The organism is Klebsiella sp. HMSC09D12 (assembly GCF_001808475.1).
Classification (GTDB): Bacteria; Pseudomonadota; Gammaproteobacteria; order Enterobacterales; family Enterobacteriaceae; genus Klebsiella; species Klebsiella oxytoca.
The window spans coordinates 67,254-85,699 of record NZ_KV793382.1 but is presented as its reverse complement, the minus strand read 5'-3'; the positions used below and the strand labels follow the sequence as shown (position 1 = coordinate 85,699).

The following is an 18,446-nucleotide window of genomic DNA, read 5'->3' as shown; positions in this document are numbered from 1 at the left end:
CGTTCAGTTTCAGTGGAGAACCCCGTTGCGCGTCAGCCGTTCACTTACAATTAAACAGATGGCAATGGTCGCGAGCGTGTCCATGGCGTTTGTACTCGTCTTCTGTTCTATTTTGCTGTTCCATTTTGTTCAGCAGAGTCGCTATACCACGGCCACGCAGTTAGAGAGCATTGCGCGTTCCGTCCGCGAACCGCTGTCAGCGGCTATTCTGAAAGCCGATATCCCGGAGGCGGAAGCCATTCTGAGCCGCATTCAGCCTGCTGGCATCGTCAGCCGGGCGGATGTTGTCCTGCCTAATCAGTTCCAGGCGCTGCGGATGCGCTTTATCCCCGAGCGTCCGGTGCCGGTAACCATCACCCGCATGTTTGAACTGCCGGTACAGATTTCGCTGCCTATCTACTCCCTTGAGCGGCCCGCTAACCCACAGCCGCTGGCCTATCTGGTGCTGCAGGCCGATTCATATCGCATGTATAAATTCGTGATGAGCGCCCTGGCAACATTAGTGACTGCTTACTTACTTTTGGTGCTGATGCTGACGGTAGCCATCACCTGGTGCATCAACCGTCTGATGGTACGACCGCTGCGTAAAATCGCCCGCGAGCTGAATGATGTCCCGCAGCAGGAGCGTCTTGGCCATCAGCTTTCTATACCGCGCTTACATCATGACGATGAAATCGGCATGCTGGTGCGCAGCTATAACCGTAACCAGCAGACTCTGCTGCGCCTGCACGATGAACTCTCTTTGCAATCGACCCGTTTCCCGGTATCCGAGCTGCCAAATAAAGCCTTTTTGATGGCGATGCTGGAGCAAACCGTCGCCCGTGGGCAGGCGTCTGCGCTGCTGATTGTCGCCTGCGAAACGCTGCAGGATACCGCTGGCGTACTCAAAGAGACGCAGCGCGAAATGCTGCTGTTGACGCTCGTTGAAAAACTGCGGGCGGTTATCCCGACGCAGATGGTCCTGGCCCAGGTGAGCGGCTACGACTTTGCGATTCTGGCCCACGGAATTACCGAGCCCTGGCAGGCGGTGACGTTAAGTAAGCAAGTACTTACTGTCTTAAGCGAACGTTTACCCCTGCACGGCATCCAGCTGCGCCCCTGCGCCAGCGTCGGCATTGCGATGTTTAACGGCGAAATTAACGGCGAACAGCTCTATCGCCGGGCGTTTTCCGCCGCCGTTACCGCGCGGCGTAAAGGTAAAAATCAGATTGAGTTCTTCGATCCGGAACAGATGGAAAAAGCGCAGCGCCGCCTGATGGAAGAGCACGATATTTTAACGGCGCTTGATAATCAGCAGTTTGCCATCTGGCTGCAGCCGCAGGTGGATACTATCAGCGGCGAGGTCTGCGGTGCAGAAGCGCTGCTGCGTCAGCGTCAGGCTGACGGGAGCTGGTCGCTGCCTGGCGATCTGATTGAGCGTATCGAAGCCTGCGGGCTGATCGTCCCGGTCGGCTACTGGGTGATGGAAGAGGCCTGCCGACAGCTTGCCGCCTGGCAAAATCAGGGGATCATGTTGCCGCTATCGGTCAACGTGTCGCAGCTACAGCTGCTGCATCACGATCGCGGCGCGGAGATGCTGGCGCTGCTCGCGCGCTATCGTATCGCGCCGGGCACGCTGATCCTCGAAGTCACCGAAAGCCGTCGAATAGACGACCCGCAGGCCATAATTTCCCTGCTGCGTCCGCTGCGTGAAGCGGGCGTGCGGATCGCGCTGGACGACTTTGGTATGGGCTACGCCGGGCTGCGTCAACTGCAGCATATTAAATCGCTGCCGGTGGATATCCTGAAAATCGATAAAGTCTTTATCGATATGCTACCTGATGACATCAGCATGGTGCCCGCGATTATCCAGCTGGCGCGGGGGCTGAATCTGCACATCGTCGCGGAGGGCGTTGAAACCGATAAGCAGTATCGCTGGCTGCAGGAGGCGGGTGTCGAGACGGTGCAAGGTTATCTTTTTGGCTGCGCCATGCCGCCTGAGGCTTTTAAGGCCCGCTTTTTACCGGCTGTTGTTGAGGATGCAAGTTTGTAACAACATTGTTAGCTTATGCGAGTCAGTTCAAATAAATTAACAATTGCATTGCAATTTCATCACTCGTTATTTCTGAAATGTTTCATGGGTGTTATTTTTAAGCCACAGACGCAATACCCCCTCACAGTCTGTGGTTATATCCAAAGGACACCCTATGAAAATCTCTTTCTTTAAAAGCCTCTATGTCCAGGTTTTATCGGCCATAGCGATCGGTATTCTGCTGGGCCATTTTTACCCGGAGCTGGGTGCGCAGATGAAACCCCTCGGCGATGCCTTCGTTAAGCTGATTAAAATGATTATTGCCCCGGTTATCTTCTGTACCGTTGTGACGGGGATTGCCGGGATGGAGAGCATGAAGGCCGTCGGCCGCACCGGGGCGGTGGCGCTGCTCTATTTTGAAGTCGTGAGCACCATCGCGCTGATCATCGGTCTGATCATTGTTAACGTGGTGCAGCCCGGCGCGGGTATGAACGTTGACCCGGCCACCCTTGATGCGAAGGCCGTGGCGGTTTATGCCGAACAGGCGAAAGATCAGGGTATCGTGGCGTTCCTGCTCGATATTATCCCCGGCAGCGTGATTGGCGCGTTTGCCAGCGGCAACATTCTGCAGGTGCTGATGTTTGCCGTGCTGTTCGGTTTTGCGCTGCATCGTCTGGGCAGCAAAGGCCAGCTGATTTTTAACGTTATCGAAAGCTTCTCGCAGGTTATATTCGGCATCATCAATATGATCATGCGCCTGGCGCCGATTGGCGCATTCGGCGCCATGGCCTTTACTATCGGGAAATACGGCGTCGGTACGCTGGTGCAGCTTGGTCAGCTGATCGTCTGCTTCTACATCACCTGTATCCTGTTTGTCGTGGTGGTACTGGGCTCGATCGCCAAAGCCACCGGCTTCAGCATCTTTAAGTTCATCCGCTATATCCGCGAAGAGCTGCTGATCGTCCTGGGAACCTCTTCGTCCGAGTCGGCGCTGCCGCGGATGCTTGATAAGATGGAGAAGCTGGGCTGCCGTAAATCGGTGGTGGGGCTGGTGATCCCGACGGGGTACTCCTTTAACCTCGATGGCACCTCAATATACCTGACGATGGCGGCGGTGTTTATCGCCCAGGCGACAAACAGCCATATGGATATTTTCCATCAGATTACCCTGCTGGTGGTGCTGCTGCTCTCCTCGAAAGGCGCGGCGGGCGTGACGGGCAGCGGCTTTATCGTCCTGGCGGCGACCATCTCCGCCGTCGGTCATTTGCCGGTCGCTGGCCTGGCGTTAATCCTTGGCATTGACCGCTTTATGTCCGAGGCGCGCGCGCTGACCAACCTGGTGGGTAACGGCGTAGCGACTATTGTGGTCGCGAAATGGGTTAAAGAGCTGGACTCACAGCAGCTCGATAATGTGCTGAATAACCGTACGCCGGTAGACAAATCGCACGAATTATCCTCATAAATCCATCTGTTAGGTCCATAGTCCCTTGCTGGACTATGGGCTCCTGCGCATAATTAGGGGTCGCTGCCGCATGCGCGGCGGTGACCCTTATGATTATTTCACGTCAACATGCGACATTTTCGTCTCCGTGTGGTCTAACCGACGTACTTAACTCACCATTTTTTCGGCGGCCCTCCCGTGGGCCGCTGTTGTAACCAGGATTGTTCATCAGGGGTTCACATGCAGGGCACAAAAATTCGACTCTTAACCGGTGGTTTGCTGATGTTGGCGACGGTCGGTTATGTGCAGGCAGAAGCGCTCCAGCCGGACCCGGCCTGGCAACAGGGCACACTGGCAAACGGGTTTCAGTGGCAGGTTTTAGCCACCCCGCAGCGTCCCAGCGATCGTATCGAAGTTCGCCTGTCCGTGAATATTGGCTCGCTGAGCGAAAGCACTCAGCAGAGCGGCTTTAGCCACTTTATCCCGCGCCTCGCGCTGACGCAAAACGGTGGCCTCCCGACCATGCAGGCCCGTTCGCTATGGCAGCAGAGTATTGACCCGAAACGTCCTCTGCCGCCCGCCATCGTCTCTTATGACTACAGTTTGTTTAACCTGAGCTTACCGAATAACCGTAACGACCTGCTGAAAGAGGCGCTGAGCTGGCTGGCGAGCGCCAGCGGTAAAATGTCGATCACTCCGGAAGCGGTCAACCATGCGCTGCAGGGCGAAGATATGGTGGTCACCTGGCCTGCGGATACTAAAGAGGGCTGGTGGCGTTATCGGCTGAAAGGCTCCACCATGCTGGGGCATGATCCGGCGGCGCCGCTGAAGCAGCCGGTGGATATTGCTCAGCTTAAAGACTATTACCACAAGTGGTACACGCCGGATGCCATGACCCTGATTGTGGTCGGCAACGTCGATAGCCGCAGCGTCGCGGAGCAAATTAACAAAACTTTCGGCGGCCTGAAGGGCAAGCGCGAAACGCCGGTGGCGGTTCCTACCCTGTCGCCGCTGCCGACGACGCCGGTCAGCATCATGACCGATGCAGTGCGCCAGGATAAGCTGTCGCTGATGTGGGATGCGCCGTGGCAGCCGATTCGCGACTCGGTCGCGCTGCAGCGCTACTGGCGAGATGACCTCGCCAGAGAAGCGCTGTTCTGGCACGTTCAGCAGAATCTGAGCAAAAGTAACATCAAGGATATCGGCCTGGGCTTTGACTGCCGCGTGCTTTACCAGCGCGCCCAGTGCGCGATCAATATCGAATCGCCGGGCGAGCGGCTGAACGCCAACTTAACGACCGTGGCGCGCGAGCTGGCGAAAGTGCGCGATAACGGTCTGCCGCAGGATGAGTTTGATGCCCTGATTGCGCAGAAAAACCTTGAACTGCAGAAGCTGTTTGCCACCTATGCCCGTACGGATACCTATCTTCTGATTAGCCAGCGGATGCGTTCGTTGCAAAATCAGGTGGTGGATATCGCTCCCGAGCAGTATCAGAAGCTGCGTCAGGAGTTCCTCAATTCGCTGACGGTTGACATGCTGAATCAGTACCTGCGTCAGCAGCTTTCGCAGGATATGGCGCTGGTGTTGCAGCAGCCGCAGGGCGAACCGGAGTACAACATGAAGGACCTGCAGGCGACGTGGGAAAAGCTGATGGCGCCAGCGCCAGCGGCCGCCGCGGCGTCGAACAGCGCCGGTGATGTTGCGCAAGGACGTAGCGAAGCGACGGATATCCCGCCTGCGCAGTAAAGCAAAACCGGATAGCGTGGCTATCCGGTGAGGTTTATGGCTTATCTGTTTTAACTATTGCTCGGGATTGGCCCGGTGATTTTCCCGGAGGCGGCGCTGGCGCGCCTTCTCCGGGCTACCGACCCGCAGATGGCGGTAAACCCGTAGCCCGGCTAAGCGCAGCGCAAGCCGGGATTCTCGCCGGCGGGCGTAACTCCATCGAAATTACTGCGGCATCGCCTCGCGCGGGATAATCGCACCGTGATACTGAATCACCGTGCTGGCGGTCAGGTGGCCGCGTTTTGCCGCCGATTCGGCATCGCCGCCGGTCAGGCGCACGGCCAGATAGCCGGCGCTGAATGAATCGCCCGCTGCCGTGGTATCAACGACTTTCTCTTTTGCCAGCTTAACGGCCGGGACTTCCAGCTGCGGCTGTCCGGCAATCGCTACCAGGCAGGAGTCGGCGCCGCGCTTCACCACCACTTCTTCAACGCCAGCGGCGTGAGTGCGGGCAATCACCTCTGCCACTGGCTTCTCGCCCCACAGCGCGTCTTCGTCATCAAGGGTCAGGAACGCAATGTCGGTGCAGGCCAGCATCTGCTGGTAAACCTGCTGCGTCTCTTCTTTACTGCTCCACAGGCGCGGACGATAGTTGTTATCAAAGATAACTTTACCGCCGTTTGCCCGGCATTCCCGCAGCAGGGTCAGCAGCTTCTCGCGGCTTGTCGGGCTCAGGATTGCCAGGCTGATGCCGCTGAGGTAAAGATAATCATAGGTCGCCAGCTCTTCGCAGATGGCCGCAGACTGCTCGCTCTCCAGCCAGAACTTCGCTGCGGCTTCATTACGCCAGTAGTAAAACGTACGCTCGCCGGTATCGTCAGTTTCGATGTAGTAGAGGCCCGGTAAACGGTCGGCCATGCGCTGAATCAGGTCCGTCTGGACATTCTCACTCTGCCAGGATTCGAGCATCTGCTGGCTGAAGGTGTCCGTGCCCAGGGCGGTAACATAGTGTACGCCCAGCTCGCTGGCGTCGGTCTGGCGGGCAATGTAGACGGAAGTGTTTAAGGTGTCGCCGCCAAAGCCGCGATTTACCGCCGCGCCTTTCTCTGACAGCTCAATCATGCATTCGCCAATGACGGCAATTTTCTTAGACATAGTGATGACCTGAAATTAAATCAATATTAACCCTAGTGTGCGCTGGGCCGCTTTTATGGTCAATGATATTAAAACAACGTTCCATTATTTTTTTGACCTGACGCGGATTATGTGACGAAAAGCGCATTTGGCAGAGCACCTGACGTTTCTCAACTATATTCATGACTGACGAGACGCAAAAGGAGTGCAGAAGGGATGACCAGAACCCGTAAAACCGTGGCTATTATCCTCGGAACGATAGTCGTACTGATCGTTCTGTTTTTTATTGTAGTGGCGACCTTTGACTGGAATCGCCTGAAGCCGACGATTAATCAGAAAGTGTCGGCCGAGCTGAACCGTCCGTTTGCGATTCGCGGCGATCTGGGCGTCGTGTGGGAGCGCCAGCCCGGCGAAAGAGGCTGGCGAAGCTGGATACCCTGGCCGCACGTGCATGCCGAAGATATTATCCTCGGCAACCCGCCTGACATCCCGCAGGTCACCATGGTTCACCTGCCGCGCGTTGAGGCGACCCTCGCCCCGCTGGCGCTGCTCAGCAAAACGGTCTATCTACCGTGGATTAAGCTTGAACAGCCGGACGCGCGATTGATTCGACTGTCGGAGAAGACCAACAACTGGACTTTCGACCTGGCTTCGGCGGGAGCGTCTGAGAAAGATGCGGCGCCTTCCAGCTGGTCTTTCCGACTCGACAATATTCTTTTCGATCGCGGCAAGATTGCTATCGATGACAAGGTATCGCGCGCCGACGTGACGATCGTGGTTGATCCGCTCGGTAAACCGCTGGCGTTTAGTGAAGTGACCGGCGAAAAAGGGAAAGGAGCGTCGCAGAAAGTGGGCGATTACGTCTTCGGCCTGCAGGCGAAAGGGAGCTACAACGGGCAGCCGCTCTCCGGTAACGGCAAAATCGGCGGCATGCTGGCGCTGCGCAGCGAAGGGACGCCGTTCCCGCTGCAGGGGGATTTTCGTTCCGGCAATACCCGGGTCGCTTTTACCGGCACGGTCAGCGATCCGCTCAATCTCGGCGGCGTCGATCTGCGCCTCAAGTTTTCCGGTGATTCGCTGGGCGATCTCTACGATCTGACCGGCGTATTGCTGCCGGATACGCCGACTTTCTCTACTGACGGCCATCTGCGCGCCACCTTTAAGGAGAAAAACGGTTCACGCTTCGCCTATCAGGATTTCAATGGCCGTATTGGCGAGAGCGATATCCACGGGTCGCTGATCTACACCACCGGTAAACCCCGGCCTAAGCTGGAGGGCGATCTGGAGTCCAGGCAGCTACGGCTGGCGGATCTGGGGCCGCTGATTGGCGTCGATTCCGGCGGCAAAGGCAGCCAGACTGAACGGCGTAAAGGTGAAGCTTCTCCGCAGCCAGCCGGAAAAGTGTTGCCGTATGACCGCTTTGAAACCGACAAGTGGCAGGTAATGGATGCCGATGTGCGCTTCAAAGGACGGCGGATTGAGCACGGCAGCACGCTACCCATCAGCGACCTTTCTACGCACATCATCCTGCAGCGGGGCGACCTGCGCCTGCAGCCGCTGCGTCTGGGGCTGGCTAACGGTACCCTCGCCGGCAGCATTCATCTTGAAGGGGATAAAAAACCGCTGCAGGGGACGGCCAACCTGCAGGCGCGCCGCCTGAAGCTGAAAGCGCTGATGCCAAACGTGGAGATGATGCAGAAAACGCTCGGCGAAATGAACGGCGATGTTGAGCTTCGCGGCACCGGTAACTCCGTCGCCGCGCTGCTGGGCAACAGTAACGGTAACCTGAAGCTGCTGATGAACGACGGGCTGATTAGCCGTAACCTGATGGAGATCCTCGGCCTGAACGTCGGTAACTTTATTATCGGCCAGATCTTTGGCGATGATGAGGTGCGGGTGAACTGCGCGGCGGCGAATATCGACGTGGTCAACGGCGTCGCCCGGCCGCAGGTGTTCGCGTTTGATACCGAAAACGCGCTGATCAACGTGACCGGGACCGCCAGCTTTGCGTCGGAGCAGCTGGACCTCACTATCGATCCGGAGAGTAAGGGCTTTCGTATTATCACCCTGCGCTCCCCACTGTACGTTCGCGGCAGCTTTAAGTCGCCGAATGCGGGCGTGAAGGCGGGGCCGCTGATTGCCCGCGGCGCGGTAGCGGCAGCGCTGGCGACGCTGGTGACGCCGGCAGCAGCGCTGCTGGCGCTGATATCACCTGCCGAAGGCGAGGCGAACCAGTGTCGGGCAATCTTGTCGCAGATGAAAAAATAGTCGGGAAGAAGACTCCCCTGGCCGGATGGCCGGGGGAGTGGACGGAGAGCTACAGCGATTGATGACGCGTTTCGTGAGTCAGCAGCAGCGCGATCATCGTCAGCGCCGCCATGGCGGCGAGGTAGAGCCCAACCGCGGGCAGACCGTAGTTGCCCTGCAGCCATGCGGCGATATACGGCGCTACGGACGCCCCGAGGATCGACGAGACGTTGTAGGAGAACGAGGCGCCGGTGTAGCGAACTTCGGTCGGGAATAGCTCCGGCAGCAGCGCGCCCATAGGGCCAAAGGTCAGCCCCATCAGGCTCAGGCCAATCAGCAGGAAGGCAAAGACCAGCAGCGGATTGCCGGAGCCGAGCAGCGGTTTAAAGGCAAACAGCGCGAAGAGGATGATGAGAGTCGTGATCACGACCATGCTCTTACGACGGCCAAAGGCATCCGCCAGCAGGCCCGCCACCGGCACCATCACGCCAAAACCAATGACCGCCATCATCAGCATCCACAGCACTTCGTTGCGCGGCAAGCCGAGACCAATCGGCGCGGCGGCGGTACTGAAGGTCATGGAGTAGACGGTCATGATGTAAAACAGCGTGTAGGTCGCCAGCATGATAAAGGTGCCGAGAACGGTGACGCGTACGTGTTTTGTCAGCAGGGTGCCCAGCGGGATTTTGACCTGTTTCTTCGCGGCGGCTACCTTTGCGAACACCGGCGACTCGTGCAGCGAAACGCGGACGTACAGGCCGATAATGACCAGCACGGCGGAGAAGATAAACGGCATACGCCAGCCCCATTCCATAAACTGCTGGTCGGTCAGCAGCCAGGAGAGCAGCAGGAATGTGCCGTTAGCGAAGAAGAAGCCGATAGGCGCGCCCAGCTGTGGGAATGAGCCATACAGCGCGCGCTTGCGCGGCGGGGCGTTTTCCGTCGCCAGCAGCGCCGCGCCGCCCCATTCGCCGCCAAGGCCCAGCCCCTGGCCAAAGCGGGCCAGCGCCAGCAGCACCGGCGCCATAATGCCAATGGTTTCATAGCCGGGCAGCAGGCCGATAACTACGGTTGAGATCCCCATCGTCAGCAGCGAGGCCACGAGGGTCGCTTTACGGCCTACGCGGTCGCCGAAATGGCCGAATACCGCAGAACCGATAGGGCGGGCAATAAACGCGATGGCGAAGGTCGCCAGCGATTGTAGCGTCGCGGCGGCGGGATCGCCCTGCGGGAAGAAAATATGCGGAAATACAATGACCGCCGCGGTGGCATAGATATAGAAGTCGAAGAACTCGATGGCGGTGCCAATGAGCGAAGCGACGACGACCTTGTTGCGTGAGTTAACCGGAACGGTTTCCTGAGCATTGTCGAGTGTTGTGGCTGTGGCTTGCATAGATCTTTCTTATTTTTTGCGAACGAAAGGCCATATAGCCACAGCCTTGGGGACATTTCAATCTGTAACAAGGGGACGGGGAGGCTAAAAAACAGGCAAAAAGTGAATAATTTCTGTGCCAGAAAAATAAGTTCTATGAAATGCTTCACACAATTCAAATAATGGTTGATAAAACCAGGTTTAGGTTAAATAAAAGTTACATATTGGATTTATCTGCTGAAATGCCAGGTTGGGCTGAATTTTGCGTCTTTTATTCAGCCCAGTGATGGTTTAGTCGTGGGCTTTGCCCGGCATCCGGCGGTCGTCTTTATACTCGGCGGTCGCAATCCACGCGGCGCAGAAAAGCGTCAGGCGGGCGAAGAAATAGAAGAAGGCCATGATTCCCAGCACCGAGCCGAATGCCGCCCCGGACGGCGACTTGACCAGCGACGGTAGCGTCCAGGTCATGACGATCTTGATTATCTCAAAGCCGACCGCCGCAATCAGGGTGCCGCGAATCAGCGCCCTACGGCGCGGGCGGTGGCGCGGGAGTCGCCAGAAAATCCAGAAAAAGAGCAGATAGTTGGCGAAGATGGAAATGGCCAGGCCAATAAGCCGCCACGCCGGTTTCAGCCACTCGATGTAGTCCAGATAGAGCGCCGAGATAATCATCTGCTGAGCCGACCCGGCGATGGAGGTGATTGACAAGGTGATCACCAGCGCCACCAGCAGGCCGATTAGCGAGATAAAGTCGCGAAAGTACTTCACCCAAATTTTTTCCTGATCCTGCGGCGTACGCTCCCAGACGTCGCGGGACTGGGCGCGAATCGCCTCACGCAGGTTGCCCATCCAGTTAATGCCGGAATAGAGCGCCACCAGCAGACCGACGATGCCGACGGTGGTGCGCTGCTGTACGGCGGTATTGATGGTATTTTTCAGCGTTGCCGCGAGCGTCGGGTCGCTGACGTTAAGCAGGATTTTATCGAAGATGTCCTGTAGCAGCGTAGGATGCGAGGCCAGAACAAAACCGGCTGCCGCAAAAGAGACCATCAGAATCGGGATCATCGATAAAAATGAGAAGTAGGTGATCGCCGCGCCAAACTGATTGCCCAGCCTGTCGTTGAAACGCTCTGCGGCGCGGATGAGGTGCGCAATAATGGGGTTACGCTGGACTTTTTCCGCCGTTCCGGTGACGCTTTTTAGCGCCTGGTTGGCTTTTTTCGCCACGGTGGAGTCATTTATCGCAGCCAGGGCGCTTTTATTTTCATCCGGCTGCTGGTCCGGATCCTGGGCTGGTCGTTGGGCGTCGTTTTCCGGCGTCATAAATTATTTCTTCCTTTTTTACAGCGATATTCATCAAAATTATATACGTAAAATCACGGATAAGGCGTGCCGGGGGCATCGGAGGCATGAATACGTTCCTGTTTGCTGCCTGTTCTGCGCTAATCGCTCGCCGGCGTTTTGTTTGCGCAGGGCCGCGGAAAATTCATAATTCACTGATAGTTATCTATATTTATCCAGGGTAAGGCGTTAGCCGCTACCCGACATAAAATACCGCTACTCCCACAAATACGGATTTTTCATCATGCGGACTCATCAACATAGCTTTTCATGAGCCCGCCCAGCCACTCCATAAACAGATGTACCCGACGTGAAAGGTTGCGCCGGTGCGGATAAATGAGCGAAACCGGCAGCGGCTCGGCGCGGTAGTGGGGCAGAATTTCTATCAGCTCCCCGGTGCGCAGCATTTCACGAACGCCCACCCGGGGTACCTGAATAATCCCCAGCCCCGCCAGGCACGAGGCTTGATAAGTTTCGGTGCTGTTAACCGTCAGAACGCCACCGGTTTTGACCCAGCGGACGGCACCATCGCTAACCACTTCGAAGCCCAGCGGGCGCACGCCCAGATTGCTGGCGTAGTGGATCAGCGCATGATCGGCGAGATCGTCCAGCGACTGCGGGTAGCCAAAGCGGGTGAGATATTGAGGACTGGCGCAGTTGATTTGCGTGAGCTTGCCCAGCGGTCGCGCAATCAGCCCGGAATCTTTCAGCGTACCGACGCGTATCACACAATCAAAACCCTCGCGGATTACGTCAACCAACCTGTCGCTGCTGCTGAGCTCCAGTTCGATGCCGGGATACTGCTGCAGAAATGCCGGCAGTTGCGGAATAACCAGTTTTTTCGCCACGGCGACCGGCATATCGACCCGCAGGCGTCCGCTAATGCTGGAGGGATCGAGCTGAAACATCCCGTCCAGCTCATCGAGATTGCTGAGCAGGTCTCTGGCGCGTTCGTAGTAGACCATACCATCCTGAGTCAGCTGCACCCGGCGGGTGGTGCGATGCAGCAGACGAACGCCAAGATGGTTTTCCAGTGCCTGAATCTGGCGCGAAACGCTCCCTTTAGGCAGGCCAAGCGTATCCGCAGCGCGGGAAAAACTCTCCAGCTCCGCTACTCTGATGAACAGCTGCATTGCGTGAATTTTATCCATTCCGCAGACCTTTTGTTGCTCTTAATGAAACAGTAAAGCGTAATTTTCAGTATTTATTGTTTTTATAGCAGCTAATAAGCTCTTTAACGAGGCAAACGCAACCGAAAAGGGGTTTTCTGATGACACAACGTATCGCTTTGGTGACCGGCGGCAGCCGCGGGCTGGGGAAAAACGCCGCCCTGAAGCTGGCGGAGAAGGGAACCGATATTATTCTGACCTGGCATAGCAACCCGCAGGCGGCGCTTGACGTGGTAGCTGAAATTGAGAAAAAAGGCGTAAAAGCCGCAGCATTACCGTTAAACGTCGGTGATATCACCAGTTTTGATGGTTTTGCACACAAGGTTGGGGAAGTGCTTCAACAACGCTGGCAGCGGGAGACATTCGACTATTTATTAAACAATGCCGGTATTGGCCTGAACGTCGCTTTTGCCGAAACCAGCGAAGCGCAGTTTGATGAATTAATGAACATCCAGTTTAAGGGACCGTTCTTCCTTACCCAGCGTCTGTTACCGCTATTGCAGGACGGGGGACGCATCCTCAACGTTTCCAGCGGACTGGCGCGTTTTGCTCTGCCGGGTTATGCGGCCTATGCCGCGATGAAAGGCGCGATGGAGGTACTGACGCGCTATCAGGCGAAGGAGCTTGGGGAACGCGGAATTTCGGTCAATATCATTGCTCCTGGCGCCATTGAAACCGATTTTGGCGGCGGCGTGGTACGCGATAACCCGCAGGTGAATCAGCATATCGCCGGGCAAACGGCGCTGGGAAGAGTGGGGCAGCCGGATGATATAGGCGATGCTATCGCCGCGCTACTCAGCGACGATCTGCGCTGGATGAACGCCCAGCGCGTTGAGGTCTCTGGCGGAATGTTTTTGTAATCCCGAGCCCCTTCATGGATCATGAAGGGGTATACGCATTTCATGCGCTTTCTTACTCCGTAACACACTTTCCCCGCTTTGCCATCGCCTGCGTTTGCGGGTTCGTTTAAAATAGAAAAATAATATTATATTTATTTTTACCTGCCTGGTTCATTAAGGATTTCCTTAATTTAAATGTAATAAATATTGTGAATAAGTAATGGCGTGAATAAGGCCTGTAACTATTCATTGTTATGATGTTTAGATAATCCTCCCTATCGGTAAAATGCCCCAGGCCAAACAGCGAGTTCTTATTTTATCTTGCTGATATTACCCTTCCCCCTCTTTTAATCGGGCATTTCTTTGTTGGAGATAAATCCATGCAGGTAATCATGTTTGACAGGCAGTCGATATTTATTCACGGAATGAAAATTGGCCTCCAGCAACACATTCCTGAACTTGATATTTTTGGCACCTGTCAGGCGGATCAGCTCTGGCAGAAGCTAACGGCGAATCCTGAAGCACTGCTCATTCTGGATGGCGATATGCACAGCGAGTTTTGCTGCTGGCTACTGCAGGAAAAGCAGCTCCGCTTCCCGGCGACTCAGGTGCTGCTGATCGTGTCCGACGATAATAAAAGCTGGCTACAGCGCGCGCTTTCCTGGAATGTGCGCGGGATCATTCAACGCAGGGAAAGCCTGCAAACATTCGCCCAGGCGATCAACAGCATCATGCATGGCCTGCTCTGTTTGCCGGGCGATTGGCTAATGACGGCGGAAGCGCGGGATAATAAATTGGTTCATTTAAGCCAGCGTCAGCGCGAGATTTTACAGCTGCTGGCGGCGGGGGATTCCAATAAAGAGATTAGCCGCGCCTTAAATATTAGCGCGGGCACGGTCAAGGCGCATCTGGAGTCGCTGTATCGCCGACTGGATGTGAAGAATCGTACCCAGGCGGCGATGGTGTTTAATGGCGTCAGCGAAACTTAATCGGTTGTCGCCTTGAATCTTGCGCACTCTTCACGCCGCTGTTCGTGGCCGCTGCGAATATTTTCCCAGGCGGTCAGCGCCTCAGCGAACCGCTGATGGTTGAGGTGAGTTAAAACAATATCAAACTCCGGAGACGCCGGGCCGCAGCTAAAGGCTAAAGAGACCAGCGCATCATACTGCGATGGGTTAAGCCTCACCCGCAGGTTGCGCTTAAGCTGGCGCTGGCATTGCACCAGGTCGACGGTAAGCAAGGTCTCCGCGATCTCGCGCGTGAAGTGGTTGAACGTTTCATAATCGTTGAGAACGTGGCCATAGCCAATCACGCGCAGGCCGCTCTCGTCCCGATAGGGGGCGAGTGCTAATCCCTGAGTTCGTTTAATAAAGTCCAGGCCCTGCGGGCTTAGCGACAGTGTTATGGGGGACATGTTCTCTTCCTCTTTGGCTGGCCCGCAGTGTAGAGGAAAAGTTAACCGCGCCCTATTCGCCAGATGGCCCAGGCTGGTTATGCTCGCGGCGCAGCAGGCCGAAAAGCCAATCGTTGTGCCAGCGACCGTTGAGCCAGTAGCATTCACGCAGCTCGCCTTCCTGATGAAAACCAACCTTTAGCAGCAGATTTTTTGACGCCAGATTGCCCGCGGTGACGGTCGCCGTCAGCCGCCGGATACCGCCCGTAGTCAACGCGTACTCGCACAGCGCGCGCAGCGATTCACTGGCGTATCCCTTCCCCTGCGCGTGGGGAGCGAACAGAAAACCCACTTCAGCGCTATCGCCAGCGTGATGCTGGTAGCCGGTGAGGCCAAGGGGAGCATGGGTGAAGCGATCGCGCACGACCAGACACAGCCAGTGGGCCGCGCCCGGGGACCATAAGGGAAGCCGCGAATCAAAAGCCTCACGAATGTCGGCGACCGGGCGAGGATCCGCGACGTAAAGCATCACCTGGGGATCCTGCTGGAGGGCGAGGAAAAAAGGCCAGTCGTCAAGCTGCAGCGGGGAACAGCGCAGACGTGGGGTCATCAGTTCTGGCATAGCAGGGTTCCGGCAAAAGTCGATGCCATGAACATAGCAGGACATCGACTGCCGGAACAGTCTGCCGTTACAACGGTTCGCCGTACAGACCAATAAGCCGGCGCACCACGCCATTGGTCCAGCCGAAGCCGTCCTGAAGCGGGTACTCACCCCCTCCGCCTTCGTGAGGAGTGGCGCTGGCGATGTGGTACTTTTCAATCAACTTAAAGTGCTGTTTATAGAAATGATTCACCGTTTGCAGCCAGCTGTGGGCTATCTCATCGCCGAGCGGATCCTGACCGTACATTTTAAAACCCTGTACCGCCATCCACTGCAGCGGCGCCCAGCCGTTGGGCTTATCCCACTGTTCACCGCTTTGATATTCGGTTGCCATAATACCGCCGGGGGTAAGCAGGCGGGCGCGTACCGCATCGGCAAGCCTGTCGGCCTGATCGTGGGTCGCCATACCGACATAGAGCGCGACGATGCTGGCGGCGGAAAACAGCGCCAGCTGCTCGCGGCGCCAGTCATAATCGCGGAAACAACCGCTTTCGTCATCCCACAGATAGCGGGTCACCGCCGCCCGACGGTCGCTGGCCTTCTGGCGGAAAGCGGCCTCGGTTTCCCGGTCGCCCTTCAGGCCGGAGAGGTTGGCGATGGTATTCTCCAGCTTGAACAGCAAGGCGTTCAGATCAATGGGGATAAACTGGGTAGTGCGGATGCTTGCCAGTCGGGTGATATCGCGCAGCCAGCGGCTGGAGTAATCCCAGCCGGACTCCGCCCCCGCGCGCAGGTCGCGATAAACTTCATTCGGCGGGCGCCCGGAGCGCTTCGCCGTTTCAACATCTTCCCGCCACGACTCATCGCGCGGCGTGTCGCGATCGTCCCAGTAGCGGTTCAGCAAAGAGCCGTCCGGCATACGCACCACGTGACGATACGCCTGATTGGGGATCAGCGATTCCGCGCCGTCCATCCAGAAGCTGTACTCCATTTGCAGGTGGTCAAGGTACCGTTTAGCGCCGCGGACGCCATCTTCTTCAAACAGTTCGACCATCAGGGCAAAGACCGGCGGCTGCGAGCGGCTGAGATAGTAGGTGCGGTTGCCGTTAGGAATATGGCCATAGATTTCGATCATCCACGCGAAATTATCGGCCATGCATTTCAGCAGGTCTTCGCGGCCGCTTTCCGCCAGCCCCAGCATAGTGAAGTAGGAATCCCAGTAGTAGGTTTCGCTAAAGCGCCCGCCGGGAACAATATATGACTGCGGCAGCGCCAGCAGCGACGACCACGGAATATGATCCTGCGGCTCGCGGGTGAGGATTGGCCACAGATTATCAATATGCTCCTTAAGGGATCGCGTGGGATCGGAGACGTAGTCCTCGGCGCGGCTTTCCGGCAGCCAGAAATGATCTTCCACAAACTGGCGTAAATCGAATCCGGGGGTGCGCCTGATGCGACGATAGTGAATCAAGATATCCAGCGGATCCTGCTTCGGCGCGCAGTCCGGGAAGGTTTTACTATCGGCGAAAATTCGCGATTTCTGGACGTGGGCGAACAGCTCCAGATAACGATCGGCAGGGGTGAGGGCATCCGAGGCGGGCAGCCCTTCAATGATCTCCGGTTCAGGTTCGGCGTCGAACATTTCATCCAGCTTTAACTCATACGGATCGGCTTCGTAGCACGGATCGGTGTCGATCCTGAGCTCATCGTCATCAACGTTGCGTAATTTCTGGCTGAACATAGGGGTACGGACCTCCGGATTGCGTCAGTAGAGGATGCCGGGCACGCCCGACCTGTCTAATAAGCTTAGACATTCGCAGCGGGAAACGAAAAGAGAAGTGTGCGGTAGATCACGCTTTCCTCGGAACAATCGGTTCGGAGTTTTTGCTTTAACTTTTTGATCTACCGGATTAAAACCGTTTTAACCGCTGCGTATTGCGTCGAAAAATTCGGAGATTTCGTTTTGCAACAAAATCTAAATTCCCGGGCGCTGCCGCTATTCAGCCATTACTCCCACGCGGCTTCCAGCAGCTCCAGCAGTTGCTCGCTGGTCAACGTGACCGGGTTAGCCTTCATGGATGAGGAGCTGCTGGCGGCGAGGGCCGCAGGCTCCAGCGCTTCGCGGGGGACGCCGAGATCGCGCAGATTACCCAGACCGGCGCGCTGGCTCCATTCGCGCAGGCTCTCCCATGCGCTGTCAGGATCGGAATCCAGTCCAGCGGCCAGCCACTGGCGTACATCCGCAAAACGCTGGCGGAGGCGTGCGTCGCTAATTTGTGCTTCGTTGAGCGCCAGGCCGAAGGGGAGCAGACTACCGCAAAGTGCGCCGTGGGCAGCGTTGCTCAGGCCTCCCAGCGGGCCTGCCAGGCCGTGAACCACGCCGAGTCCGGCATTGGCTAACGCCAGTCCGCCGCACAGGCTGACCCACGCCATCTCATCGCGGCTATCCGGACACTCATGTTCCATCAGCGTTCTGAGCGCTTTCATACCGCGCGGGATCGCCTCCCGACAGAGTGCGTCGGTAAAAGGATTCGCGCGGGTGCACAGCCAGGGCTCAATCACCTGGGTGATAGCGTCGAGACCGGAGGCTAAGGTCACCGCGCGCGGCGCGCTGTCGGTGAGGGACGGGTCGATAATCGCCAGGTCCGGCAGCATGCGGTCGTCACGCAGGCTGACCTTGCGCTGCTGCTCGGGGACGTTAATCACCGCGTTCTTTGTGACTTCCGCGCCGGTACCGGCCGTCGTGGGAATGGCGACGAACGGCAGCGGATTGGCCTCTAATATGCGGCCGCTACCCACCACTTCCAGGTATTCGATCGCGGGCCCCTGCGCGGGAACCAGCGCCGCAATGGCTTTGCCCGCATCAATGACCGCGCCGCCGCCGAGGCTGACGATGGCGCCGACGCCTTTTTCCCGTGCCAGACTCACGCCCCGTTCAATATCCTGCAGGCAGGGTTCATGGGCGATAGAGAGTGTGGTGACGTGCAGCCGAAGCGCGTGGAGTTCGCTTAGCAAGCACTCCGCGCGCTGCGGGGTGGCGCCGTGAATCAGCAGAATCTTTGTCGAGCGCCCGGCGAGCCAGGGGGCCGCGCTTAGAGCAAGGCCGCGCCCAAAGCGGATATTGCCCGGAGTTAAAACGTTAAAAGAGGTCAACATGTCGGGTAACCTGTTCT

Annotated in this window: 14 protein-coding genes; 6 read left to right on the top strand and 8 right to left on the bottom strand. The window is 57.0% G+C overall.

Annotated elements, in window-relative coordinates; genetic code table 11:
- Positions 1-25 precede the first annotated feature (25 nt).
- The 3 genes from hmsP (at position 26) to HMPREF3178_RS01445 (ending at position 5,198) form a co-directional block, all read left to right on the top strand.
- Positions 26-2,032, top strand: a complete 2,007-nt coding sequence (gene hmsP, locus HMPREF3178_RS01455) for a biofilm formation regulator HmsP (RefSeq protein ID WP_016807549.1) — start codon at positions 26-28, stop codon at positions 2,030-2,032.
- Positions 2,033-2,186: 154 nt separating this feature from the next.
- On the top strand, positions 2,187-3,473 hold the full coding sequence (locus HMPREF3178_RS01450; RefSeq protein WP_016807550.1) for a dicarboxylate/amino acid:cation symporter: 1,287 nt from the start codon (positions 2,187-2,189) through the stop codon (positions 3,471-3,473).
- Between the two features lie 219 nt (positions 3,474-3,692).
- Positions 3,693-5,198 (top strand): M16 family metallopeptidase, encoded by a 1,506-nt coding sequence (locus HMPREF3178_RS01445; protein ID WP_004106697.1) that lies wholly within the window; start codon positions 3,693-3,695, stop codon positions 5,196-5,198.
- A gap of 204 nt (positions 5,199-5,402) precedes the next feature.
- On the opposite strand, the gene HMPREF3178_RS01440 is transcribed toward HMPREF3178_RS01445, so the two are convergent.
- Entirely contained in the window at positions 5,403-6,332 is a 930-nt protein-coding gene (locus HMPREF3178_RS01440; protein ID WP_017145274.1) for a 2-dehydro-3-deoxygluconokinase, read from the bottom strand.
- Between the two features lie 195 nt (positions 6,333-6,527).
- Between HMPREF3178_RS01440 and HMPREF3178_RS01435 the strand changes: the two genes are divergently transcribed.
- The gene (locus HMPREF3178_RS01435; RefSeq protein WP_017145275.1) at positions 6,528-8,579 is read left to right on the top strand and encodes an AsmA family protein; all 2,052 of its coding nucleotides are present in this window, start codon (positions 6,528-6,530) and stop codon (positions 8,577-8,579) included.
- Positions 8,580-8,628: 49 nt separating this feature from the next.
- Here HMPREF3178_RS01435 and HMPREF3178_RS01430 read toward each other — a convergent pair whose 3' ends face one another.
- The 3 genes from HMPREF3178_RS01430 to HMPREF3178_RS01420 all read right to left on the bottom strand — a co-directional run bounded on the left by HMPREF3178_RS01430 (position 8,629) and on the right by HMPREF3178_RS01420 (position 12,422).
- Positions 8,629-9,951, bottom strand: a complete 1,323-nt coding sequence (locus HMPREF3178_RS01430; protein ID WP_004106691.1) for an MFS transporter — start codon at positions 9,949-9,951, stop codon at positions 8,629-8,631.
- Between the two features lie 270 nt (positions 9,952-10,221).
- Positions 10,222-11,253, bottom strand: a complete 1,032-nt coding sequence (yhjD, locus tag HMPREF3178_RS01425) for an inner membrane protein YhjD (protein ID WP_016807553.1) — start codon at positions 11,251-11,253, stop codon at positions 10,222-10,224.
- 260 nt (positions 11,254-11,513) lie between these two features.
- Positions 11,514-12,422 (bottom strand): LysR family transcriptional regulator, encoded by a 909-nt coding sequence (locus tag HMPREF3178_RS01420; RefSeq protein WP_016807554.1) that lies wholly within the window; start codon positions 12,420-12,422, stop codon positions 11,514-11,516.
- Positions 12,423-12,541: 119 nt separating this feature from the next.
- Between HMPREF3178_RS01420 and HMPREF3178_RS01415 the strand changes: the two genes are divergently transcribed.
- Positions 12,542-13,300: an SDR family NAD(P)-dependent oxidoreductase gene (locus HMPREF3178_RS01415; protein WP_004106687.1), complete on the top strand. Its 759-nt coding sequence runs from the start codon at positions 12,542-12,544 to the stop codon at positions 13,298-13,300.
- A gap of 359 nt (positions 13,301-13,659) precedes the next feature.
- Positions 13,660-14,268 (top strand): response regulator transcription factor, encoded by a 609-nt coding sequence (locus HMPREF3178_RS01410; protein WP_004106686.1) that lies wholly within the window; start codon positions 13,660-13,662, stop codon positions 14,266-14,268.
- Here the strand turns inward: HMPREF3178_RS01410 and HMPREF3178_RS01405 are convergent.
- The 4 genes from HMPREF3178_RS01405 to HMPREF3178_RS01390 all read right to left on the bottom strand — a co-directional run bounded on the left by HMPREF3178_RS01405 (position 14,265) and on the right by HMPREF3178_RS01390 (position 18,429).
- The gene (locus HMPREF3178_RS01405) at positions 14,265-14,693 is read right to left on the bottom strand and encodes a lysozyme (protein ID WP_017145276.1); all 429 of its coding nucleotides are present in this window, start codon (positions 14,691-14,693) and stop codon (positions 14,265-14,267) included. The two genes, HMPREF3178_RS01410 and HMPREF3178_RS01405, sit on opposite strands and share 4 nt — an antisense overlap.
- A 52-nt stretch (positions 14,694-14,745) precedes the next feature.
- Entirely contained in the window at positions 14,746-15,294 is a 549-nt protein-coding gene (locus tag HMPREF3178_RS01400; RefSeq protein ID WP_004116195.1) for a GNAT family N-acetyltransferase, read from the bottom strand.
- Between the two features lie 67 nt (positions 15,295-15,361).
- On the bottom strand, positions 15,362-17,014 hold the full coding sequence (locus HMPREF3178_RS01395) for an alpha,alpha-trehalase (RefSeq protein ID WP_004106683.1): 1,653 nt from the start codon (positions 17,012-17,014) through the stop codon (positions 15,362-15,364).
- A gap of 266 nt (positions 17,015-17,280) precedes the next feature.
- Positions 17,281-18,429 (bottom strand): iron-containing alcohol dehydrogenase, encoded by a 1,149-nt coding sequence (locus HMPREF3178_RS01390; protein WP_004106682.1) that lies wholly within the window; start codon positions 18,427-18,429, stop codon positions 17,281-17,283.
- Positions 18,430-18,446 lie beyond the last annotated feature (17 nt).

Excerpts from the sequence above, each read along its gene's own strand:
- HMPREF3178_RS01450 (WP_016807550.1), top strand. The coding sequence starts at position 2,187 with ATGAAAATCTCTTTCTTTAAAAGCCTCTATGTCCAGGTTTTATCGGCC.
- HMPREF3178_RS01445 (WP_004106697.1), top strand. The coding sequence starts at position 3,693 with ATGCAGGGCACAAAAATTCGACTCTTAACCGGTGGTTTGCTGATGTTG.
- HMPREF3178_RS01440 (WP_017145274.1), bottom strand. The coding sequence starts at position 6,332 with ATGTCTAAGAAAATTGCCGTCATTGGCGAATGCATGATTGAGCTGTCA.
- HMPREF3178_RS01435 (WP_017145275.1), top strand. The coding sequence starts at position 6,528 with ATGACCAGAACCCGTAAAACCGTGGCTATTATCCTCGGAACGATAGTC.
- HMPREF3178_RS01430 (WP_004106691.1), bottom strand. The coding sequence starts at position 9,951 with ATGCAAGCCACAGCCACAACACTCGACAATGCTCAGGAAACCGTTCCG.
- yhjD (WP_016807553.1), bottom strand. The coding sequence starts at position 11,253 with ATGACGCCGGAAAACGACGCCCAACGACCAGCCCAGGATCCGGACCAG.
- HMPREF3178_RS01420 (WP_016807554.1), bottom strand. The coding sequence starts at position 12,422 with ATGGATAAAATTCACGCAATGCAGCTGTTCATCAGAGTAGCGGAGCTG.
- HMPREF3178_RS01415 (WP_004106687.1), top strand. The coding sequence starts at position 12,542 with ATGACACAACGTATCGCTTTGGTGACCGGCGGCAGCCGCGGGCTGGGG.
- HMPREF3178_RS01410 (WP_004106686.1), top strand. The coding sequence starts at position 13,660 with ATGCAGGTAATCATGTTTGACAGGCAGTCGATATTTATTCACGGAATG.
- HMPREF3178_RS01405 (WP_017145276.1), bottom strand. The coding sequence starts at position 14,693 with ATGTCCCCCATAACACTGTCGCTAAGCCCGCAGGGCCTGGACTTTATT.
- HMPREF3178_RS01400 (WP_004116195.1), bottom strand. The coding sequence starts at position 15,294 with ATGCCAGAACTGATGACCCCACGTCTGCGCTGTTCCCCGCTGCAGCTT.
- HMPREF3178_RS01395 (WP_004106683.1), bottom strand. The coding sequence starts at position 17,014 with ATGTTCAGCCAGAAATTACGCAACGTTGATGACGATGAGCTCAGGATC.
- HMPREF3178_RS01390 (WP_004106682.1), bottom strand. The coding sequence starts at position 18,429 with ATGTTGACCTCTTTTAACGTTTTAACTCCGGGCAATATCCGCTTTGGG.